This window comes from Micromonospora sp. KC721 (assembly GCF_004348355.1).
GTDB lineage: Bacteria > Actinomycetota > Actinomycetes > Mycobacteriales > Micromonosporaceae > Micromonospora.
In genome coordinates this window covers 1-6,192 of sequence record NZ_SMJY01000277.1, presented here as the reverse complement: position 1 = coordinate 6,192, position 6,192 = coordinate 1, and the positions used below count along the sequence as shown (strand labels likewise).

The following is a 6,192-nucleotide window of genomic DNA, read 5'->3' as shown; positions in this document are numbered from 1 at the left end:
CTCGCCACCGTCCTCGGTCTCAGTCTCGCGCTGCGCTCCGGCGCCGCCCCCGCCTGCGCCGCCCCGGCCCGGGTGGCTGCCCCGCTCGCTGGCGGGGCGCCGCTCATTGCTGTGCCGCCGCTCGCTGCCGCGCCGCCGGTCGGCGGCGCCGTCCACAAGGGAAAGGCCACCTTGTACGACGCGCAGGGCCTCGGCAACTGCTCGTACCCCACCCTGCCCGCCAACCGGCTCTACGTCGCCCTCGGCCCGAGCGAGTACGGCGCCGCCGCCGCCTGCGGCGGCAGCCTCGACGTCACCGGGCCGCGCGGCACCGTCCGCGTCCTGGTCACCGACCGGTGCCCGGAATGCGCGCCCGGGCACCTCGACCTGTCCCGCGAGGCGTTCGCCCGCATCGCCGACCCCGTGCAGGGCATCGTCCCGATCAGCTACCGGGCCGTCGTCGACCCGCCGCTGCCCGGCCCGCTCACCTTCCGGATCAAGGAAGGCGCCTCGCAGTACTGGTTCGCGGTGCTCGTCGGCGACCACGGGAACCCGCTGCGCTCCGTCGAGGTCCGTCAGGGCGGTTCCGGTAGTTTCCGCCCGGCCGCCCGGCAGGACTACAACTACTGGCTGATCGACTCCGGTGCCGGCCTCGGCCCGTACACCGTCCGGGTCACCGACGTGTACGGCCACCGCACCACCGCCACCGGTATCCGGCTCGCCCCCGGCCAGACCCAGCGCAGCACCGTCCGAATGTACGGCGCGGCACCCGCCGCCGGTGGCGGCGCACCCGCTGCCGGTGGTGCGGCACCCGGCTCGTCGGGCGACCGGACGGCCGCTGCCCGCCGCGCCTCGTCGCCGGGCCCGAGCGTCAGCCCGTCGGCGACCGTCCCCGCTCGTCCGTCCAGCGGGGTAGCGGCCGACATCACCCCGCAACCGGACGCCACCGCGACCGCGCTGGCCGGCGAGGCGGTCACGCGACCGCTGGCTGCTGTCCCGCCCGAGCCCTCCTGCGGCTGATCGCGCAACACCCTGCGCCCGGTCTTCCGGCTTCCAGGGAGCTGCAGTGACTTCCCGGGTGTGGCCGGGCTCCCGCGGTGGTCCGGTCTCGCGGGGCACGGTTTGGTCTGCCCGGCAGCAGCTTCGCCTGGCCACGCGGCCTGGTCTGCCGGTACGGGCCGACCTTCGAGGGTGGCCGGTCCTCAGCTCCTTGATCAACTCCGTTGGCAGCAGCCTGGGCTGTCCCGGACTAGGGACAGCCCCACTTGCCGCGATGTGTTGGCGTCGAGTGGCCGACCTGTTGACGGGGCGACCTCCGCCCGGAGCGGTCAGGGGGTGGGGCCGGGTAGGTCGAGCCACATGAGGATCTCGTCCCGGTCGTCGCCCGGAGCCACCCGCAGCGCGCCGGGCAACCGGCCGACCTCCCGGTAACCGAGCCGGCGGTAGAAGCCCTCCAGCCCCAACCCGCCCCGAACGGTGACGTGCAAGGCCCGCCAACCCAGCTCGGGCGCCCGACGTGCGGCCTCCCTCATGATCGCCGCGCCGTACCCGAGCCCCTGCGTCTTCGGATGGACCATGACCCGCTTGAGAATGCCCCAGTGGGCCTTCAGATGGAACCGGTTGTCAACGAAGACCAGCACCGCGACGGGTTCGTCGCCCGCGTAACCGACCAGCAGTCGGTCCGGGCCGGCGACGACGTCGCGGAAGGTCGCCTCGGCGACCGGGCGGACCTCGTCGACGGTGACCGGCGCGACGAAGCCGACCGCGCCACCGGCGTTGGTCACCTCCACCCACAACCGCGTGAGCTGCTGGCGCAGCGTGGGAGAGAGGTCGGGGTCGAGGACGAAACGCAGGCTCACCCGGGCCATGTTGGTGCAGCGAGCTTCGGTCGGACAGCCGATCGTGACGATCGCAACACGGCGCTTCGGTGCGGGAGAGGGGACTCGAACCCCTACGTCCTTTCGGACAATAGGACCTAAACCTATCGCGGCTGCCAATTACGCCACTCCCGCCGATCCGCTGAGTCTAGAGCGTCGAGCCTCGACCGTGCTGAGCCCCACCTCCCGGAGGATCAGTTGCACCGTCCGAGGGCTGATCACCGCGGCGCCGTCACACCTGTCCGCCAGCTTCCGGGCGATGCTCGGCGAGCCGAGTTCCGGCTGGTTGAGTGCCATGTCGATGAGGGGTTCCCGGAGTCGACGACGTGCCCGGCGGTCGCGCACCCCGCGACGGCGGCACGACATCGCCCGTCGCCTCCAGTCGTCGACGCAGCCTGCTGACGTTGTCGCGCGTACAGCCGATGCGTCGGGCGGCCTCCACGCTGGTGAGTTCGCCGGCGCTGACCCGTCGGATGAGGGCGAGCAGTTCGGCCCCATCCACCGGCTGTGTCGGCGCTGGCTGGTCCCGGTCGTCGCAGGAGCCAGGCAGGCCGCCGAGCGGTGCACCGAGCGTTCTCACCGCCCCGCGACTCGATTTCCGGCCGGCGTACGTGGGTGTCTGGCTGTGGCAGTTCGGACAGAGCAACCGCAGATTGGGCGGCCGGTTGTCGAGGCAATCGCCGTTGATGTGGTCGACGTGGAGGACCAGGCGGTTGCCCCTCCAGATCGTCCCCACGCCACAGTGCTCGCACTGTTCGGGAACGCCGATGTCGGCCAGGGCGCGGCGCAGCCGGAAGCCGGGAATCCGGCCCGCCTCCGGGCTCATTCTGGTCAGCACCTCGGCGGCGGCCCGACGGGGACCAGCACGCCCCTTGTTGTGTACCTGTCCGGTGAAGTGGGAGGTGTCGATGCCGAAGCGCCTCAGTTGCCGGCTGATGTGCGCGTGTGAGCCGCCGCTGACGCGTACGCCGAGCAGCCGCATCACCTCGGTGACGCTGTACGCGGCGGCGGCCGCCTCGGCGAGCGCGTCGGGGGTGTACCGGTACCGGACCACGCACGGACGGTAGCGGCCGGGTGTGACGGTCTGTCAGTCCAGGCCGAGGTCGCGGCGCAGCTTGGCGACGTGCCCGGTGGCCTTGACGTTGTAGAACGCCCGCTCGATCTTGCCGTCCGGGTCGATGACGAGGGTGGAGCGGATCACCCCGGTGACGGTCTTGCCGTACATCTGCTTCTCGCCGTACGCGCCGTAGGCGGTGAGCACCGCCCGGTCGGTGTCGGCCACCAGCGGGAAGGTGATGGCGTCGCGCTCGCGGAACTTCGCCAGCTTCTCCGGCTTGTCCGGCGAGATCCCGACGACCTCGTAACCGGCGGACTGGAGGGAGGCGAGCGAGTCGCGGAAGTCGCAGGCCTGCTTGGTGCAGCCGGGGGTCATCGCGGCCGGGTACGCGTACAGGATGACCCGGCGGCCCCGCAGGTCGGCCAGGGAGAGCGTCCCGCCGCTGTCGGTCGGCAGGGTGAAGTCGGGGGCGGGGTCGCCGGGGCTGAGGCGGTCGGGCGCGGTCATGGCCTCGACCCTACCGCCGGGCCTGGGCGGCGAGCGCGGGGTGACGCGCCGCACAACGGGATCACTGGTGCAGTTGCCAGCCCTTGGCAACAGCACCTGTGGGGAAATAGGCTCGCGCGCGTGGACACCCTCGCGATGCACATCTCGAACGGGATCATCAACGGTCCCGTGGCGGGGGTCTTCGCAGCCCTCGCCCTCGCCGCGCTGGCTTTCTGCGTGCTGCGCGGTCGCCGCGACCTGGACGACCGGCTGGCCCCGATGGCCGGCCTGGTCGCCGCCTTCATCTTCGCCGTGCAGATGCTCAACTTCCCGATCTTCACCGCCGGGGTGAGCGGGCACCTGCTCGGCGGCGCGCTCGCCGCGCTGCTGGTCGGCCCGTGGGTGGGCGCGCTCTGCGTGGCGGTGGTGCTGGTGGTGCAGGCCCTGGTCTTCGGTGACGGCGGCGTCGCGATGCTGGGTTTGAACATCACCAACATGGCGCTGATCGGCACCGCGGCGGCGTACCTGCTCATCGCCGGTCTGCTCCGGGTGCTGCCGCGTACCCCGTTCGGGCTGAGCGTCACCGCGTTCGTCTCCGCGCTGGTGAGCGTGGTGGTCGCGAGCCAGGGCTTCGTGCTCCAGTACTGGCTCGGCGGCACCACCGACCTGGGCGGCAACCTCGCCGGGCTGGCCGGCACGATGGCCGGATTCCACCTGCTGATCGGTATCGGAGAGGGTTTGATCACCGCCACCACCGTGGCCACCGTCGCGAAGGTCCGGCCAGACCTGGTGTACGCGCTGCGCGCCCTGAAGCCGGCGGCGCCGGCGACCGTCCCGGCCGTCGGAGGTGCCCGGTGAGGAACCGTACCTGGGGTTTCGTCGCGGTCGGCCTGCTGGTCGCGCTGCTGCTGGCCGGGGTGGTCAGCAGCTACGCCTCGTCTCACCCCGACGGGTTGGACTCGGCACTGCTCAAGGGCTGCACCGTCGACGCCGAGGGGGAGATCACCGGCGGTTCCTGCCCGGCCCAGCAGGAGAAGGAGCACGAGGTGGGCGGTCCGCTGGCCGACTACGGGATCGCCGGGATCGACAACGACTTCCTCTCCACCGCGCTGTCCGGGGTGCTCGGGGTCCTGCTGACCTTCGTGGTCGGCGGCGGTGTCTTCTGGCTGCTGCGCCGACGTGGCCCGGCCGGGTCCGGTGACGCCGGCGAGGCCGCGCGCGACGACCGGCAGCCCGCCGGCACGACCGGCTGAGGGGGTACGCCGATGGGGGCCGGGCACGCGCACGTGCTCTACCGGGAGGTGTCGTCCCCGGTGCACCGGCTCGCCCCGGAGGTGAAGATCGCGGGGATGGTGCTGTTCACCGTCGCCGTGGTGGCCACCCCGAGGGAGGCCCTGTGGGCCTTCGCCGGGTACGCGGTGCTGGTCGCCCTCGTCGCCGCGCTGGCCCGGGTGGGTGCCGGGTGGCTGCTGCTGCGCTCGATGATCGAGCTGCCGTTCGTGCTCTTCGCCTTCGCGCTGCCGTTGCTGGGCGCGGGGGAGCGGGTCGAGGTCGCCGGGCTCAGCCTGTCGGTCGACGGCCTGTACGGCGGGTGGAACATCGTCGCCAAGGGCACCCTGGGTGTGCTGGCGTCGCTGCTGCTGGCGGCGACCACCACCACCCGCGATCTGATCGTGGGCCTGGATCGGCTGCGCTGCCCGCAGATCGTCACCCAGATCGCCACCTTCATGCTGCGCTACCTGGACGTGCTGGTGGGCGAGGCCCGCCGGATGCGGGTGGCCCGGGTGTCCCGGGGCGACGACCCGCGTTTCCTGTGGCAGCTACGCGGGTTCGCAGCCGGGGTGGGTGCGCTGTTTCTGCGCGCCTTCGAGCGGGGCGAGCGGGTCTACCTGGCGATGCTGTCCCGGGGTTACTCGGGGCGGATGCCGGTGGTCTGGCGGGGCGCCGGTGCGGCCACCGCCGGGCAGTGGCTGGCCGCGGCGACCGTGCCCGTGACGGCGGTCCTCATCGCCGCCACCGCCGTCGTCCTGACATGATCGGTAGGTGCCCACCGCTGTCTCGTTGGACGTCCGTGGCGTCCGGTACGCGTACCCGGACGGTCACGTCGCCCTGCGCGGGGTGGATCTGACCGTGCCGCGCGGCGGGCGGGTGGCCCTGCTCGGCCCGAACGGGGCCGGCAAGACGACCCTGGTGCTGCACCTCAACGGCATCCTGACCCCCACCGAGGGCACAGTCAGCGTCGGCGGGCTGACCGTGTCGAGCGACCGGGGCACGCTGGCCGAGATCCGTCGCCGGGTCGGGATCGTCTTCCAGGACCCGGACGACCAGCTCTTCCTGCCCACGGTCGCCGAGGACGTGGCGTTCGGCCCGGCGAACCTGGGGCTGCGCGGGGCGGAGCTGGCCGAGCGGGTGGACGAGGCCCTCGACGCGGTGGGGATGAGCGCCCACCGGGACCGGGCCCCGCACCACCTGTCGTTCGGCCAGCGCCGCCGGGTGGCGGTCGCCACCGTGCTGGCCATGCGCCCGGAGATCCTGGTGCTCGACGAGCCCTCGTCGAACCTGGACCCGGCGGCCCGGCGGGAACTGGCCGAGATCCTGCGTACCCTGCCGGTGACCCTGTTGATGGTCACCCACGACCTGCCGTACGCGGCGGAACTGTGCCCGCGATCGGTGATCCTCGACGCCGGCCGGATCGTGGCCGACGCTCCCACCGTCGACGTCCTCTCCGACGCGGAGCTGTTGGCCCGGCACCGCCTCGAACTGCCCTACGGTTTCAGCCCGCCCTCGCTGCCC

General features: G+C 72.5%; 8 protein-coding genes and 1 tRNA gene. 5 read left to right on the top strand and 4 right to left on the bottom strand.

Features of this window, described 5'->3' with window-relative positions:
* On the top strand, window positions 1–999 hold a 999-nt coding region (locus tag E1182_RS28545), incomplete at its 5' end, for an expansin EXLX1 family cellulose-binding protein (RefSeq protein ID WP_132270833.1).
* Window positions 1,000–1,307: 308 nt separating this feature from the next.
* On the opposite strand, the gene E1182_RS28540 is transcribed toward E1182_RS28545, so the two are convergent.
* From E1182_RS28540 to bcp, 4 genes are all read right to left on the bottom strand, one after another.
* Complete coding sequence (locus E1182_RS28540) at window positions 1,308–1,838, bottom strand: GNAT family N-acetyltransferase (protein ID WP_132270832.1); 531 nt, start codon at window positions 1,836–1,838, stop codon at window positions 1,308–1,310.
* Window positions 1,839–1,907: 69 nt separating this feature from the next.
* A tRNA-Leu gene (locus E1182_RS28535) sits at window positions 1,908–1,991 on the bottom strand.
* 97 nt (window positions 1,992–2,088) lie between these two features.
* Window positions 2,089–2,910, bottom strand: coding sequence for an HNH endonuclease signature motif containing protein (locus E1182_RS31385; RefSeq protein ID WP_207921551.1), 822 nt, complete (start codon window positions 2,908–2,910; stop codon window positions 2,089–2,091).
* A 33-nt stretch (window positions 2,911–2,943) separates the two neighbouring features.
* Entirely contained in the window at window positions 2,944–3,420 is a 477-nt protein-coding gene (bcp, locus tag E1182_RS28525) for a thioredoxin-dependent thiol peroxidase (protein WP_132270831.1), read from the bottom strand.
* A gap of 120 nt (window positions 3,421–3,540) precedes the next feature.
* On the opposite strand from bcp, the gene E1182_RS28520 reads away from it, so the two are divergent.
* From E1182_RS28520 to E1182_RS28505, 4 genes are all read left to right on the top strand, one after another.
* Window positions 3,541–4,257 (top strand): energy-coupling factor ABC transporter permease, encoded by a 717-nt coding sequence (locus E1182_RS28520; RefSeq protein WP_132270830.1) that lies wholly within the window; start codon window positions 3,541–3,543, stop codon window positions 4,255–4,257.
* Window positions 4,254–4,652 carry a PDGLE domain-containing protein gene (locus E1182_RS28515; RefSeq protein WP_132270829.1) on the top strand — a complete coding sequence of 133 codons (399 nt, stop codon included), beginning with the start codon at window positions 4,254–4,256 and terminating at the stop codon, window positions 4,650–4,652. The genes E1182_RS28520 and E1182_RS28515 overlap by 4 nt, the downstream gene beginning before the upstream one ends.
* Window positions 4,653–4,664: 12 nt before the next feature.
* On the top strand, window positions 4,665–5,435 hold the full coding sequence (gene cbiQ / locus E1182_RS28510) for a cobalt ECF transporter T component CbiQ (protein ID WP_132270828.1): 771 nt from the start codon (window positions 4,665–4,667) through the stop codon (window positions 5,433–5,435).
* 7 nt (window positions 5,436–5,442) lie between these two features.
* A partial coding sequence (locus E1182_RS28505; RefSeq protein WP_132270827.1) for an energy-coupling factor ABC transporter ATP-binding protein occupies window positions 5,443–6,192 on the top strand: 750 nt, incomplete at its 3' end.

What these genes read in the sequence shown, in the direction of transcription:
- bcp (WP_132270831.1), bottom strand. Translation starts at nt 3,420, where the DNA reads ATGACCGCGCCCGACCGCCTCAGCCCCGGCGACCCCGCCCCCGACTTC.
- cbiQ (WP_132270828.1), top strand. Translation starts at nt 4,665, where the DNA reads ATGGGGGCCGGGCACGCGCACGTGCTCTACCGGGAGGTGTCGTCCCCG.